Genomic DNA, 1,515 nt, shown 5'->3' with positions numbered 1-1,515 from the left:
ATACGGAGGCTTCCGTGTTCTTCGCCCAGTACTACCTCGACTGCCTGTCCCACGCCTCGTACATGATCGCCGACGAGACCACCGGCAAGGCCGTGGTCGTCGACCCCCGCCGTGACGTCTCCGAGTACGTCGCGGACGCCGAGGCGCACGGCTTCACCATCGAGGGCGTCATCAACACCCACTTCCACGCCGACTTCCTGGCCGGTCACCTGGAGCTGGCCGACCGCACCGGCGCCTGGATCGGCTACGGGCAGCGCGCGGAGGCGGAGTACCCGATCCGCAAGCTGACCGACGGCGAGCGCATCAGCCTCGGCGACGTGACCCTGCAGATCATGGAGACCCCCGGCCACACCCCGGAGTCGATCAGCATCCTGCTCTTCGAGCACGCCGCGGACGAGACCGCCTACGGCGTCCTGACCGGCGACGCGCTGTTCATCGGCGACGTCGGCCGCCCCGACCTGCTGGCCTCCATCGGCGTGACCGCCGACGAACTCGGCAAGATGCTCTACGACAGCATCCAGCACAAGCTGATGGCCCTGCCCGACGAGGTCCGCGTCTTCCCCGCCCACGGCGCCGGCTCGGCCTGCGGCAAGAACCTGTCCACCGAGCGGCAGTCCACCATCGGCAACCAGCGCGCCACCAACTACGCCTGCCAGCCGATGAGCGAGGAGAAGTTCCTCGCCCTGGTCACCGCCGGACAGCCCTCGGCCCCCGGCTACTTCGTCTACGACGCCATCCTCAACCGCAAGGAACACGACCTGTTCGACCCGGCCCACGCACCGCGGCCGCTGTCCACCGAGGAGTTCCTCGCCCGCCGCGCCGCCGGCGCGGTCGTCGTCGACGGCCGCGACCCGCAGGAGTTCGCCGCCGGACACGTGCGCGGCTCCGTCAACGTCCCCGCCGACGGCCGCTTCGCCGAACAGGCCGGCACCGTCGTGCGCCCCGAGCAGGAAGTCGTGGTCGTCGCCCCGCAGGACCGCGAGGAGGAACTCGTCACCCGCCTGGCCCGGATCGGCTTCGACAAGGTCACCGGCTACCTCCGCGAGCCCGAGGGCGCCTTCCCCGCCATCGCCGACGAGCTGACCCAGGCCAGCCGCCTGACCGTCGACCAGCTCCGCGAAGCCCTCGCCGGCGACCGGCCCCCGGTCGTCGTGGACGTCCGCGGCGGCGGCGAACGCGAGGAGGGCTTCATCGAGGGCTCGGTGCACATCCCGCTCGCCGAACTGCCCAAGCGCACGGCCGAGCTCCCGGCCGACCGCCCCCTGGTCGTCCACTGCGCCGGCGGCCACCGCTCCTCCATCGCCGCCAGCCTCCTGCGCCACACCGGCCACACCGACGTCTCCGACCTCCTCGGCGGCTACGGCGCCTGGCTGGTCCAGACGGAGTCCGCCAACGCCTGACCGGCACACCCGGCAACCGTGACCCGGCACCACCGGCACCGCCCCGCACGGCCCGAACGGTTCCGCGTCACCCGGCGGCGGCCACACCGGCCGCCGCCGGAAACCCGGGACCCAT

At 72.3% G+C, this 1,515-nt stretch carries 1 protein-coding gene; it reads left to right on the top strand.

Going from position 1 to position 1,515, the window contains the following annotated elements; translation table 11 throughout:
* Positions 1–14 precede the first annotated feature (14 nt).
* Complete coding sequence (locus GUY61_RS38265) at positions 15–1,400, top strand: rhodanese-like domain-containing protein (protein WP_166634886.1); 1,386 nt, start codon at positions 15–17, stop codon at positions 1,398–1,400.
* The last annotated feature ends 115 nt before the right edge of the window (positions 1,401–1,515 follow it).

Origin of the sequence: Streptomyces sp. GC420 (assembly GCF_009916105.1) — a bacterium.
Classification (GTDB): domain Bacteria; phylum Actinomycetota; class Actinomycetes; order Streptomycetales; family Streptomycetaceae; genus Streptomyces.
The sequence above is the reverse complement of the archived record's forward strand: the minus strand, read 5'-3'. Positions and strand labels throughout refer to the sequence as shown.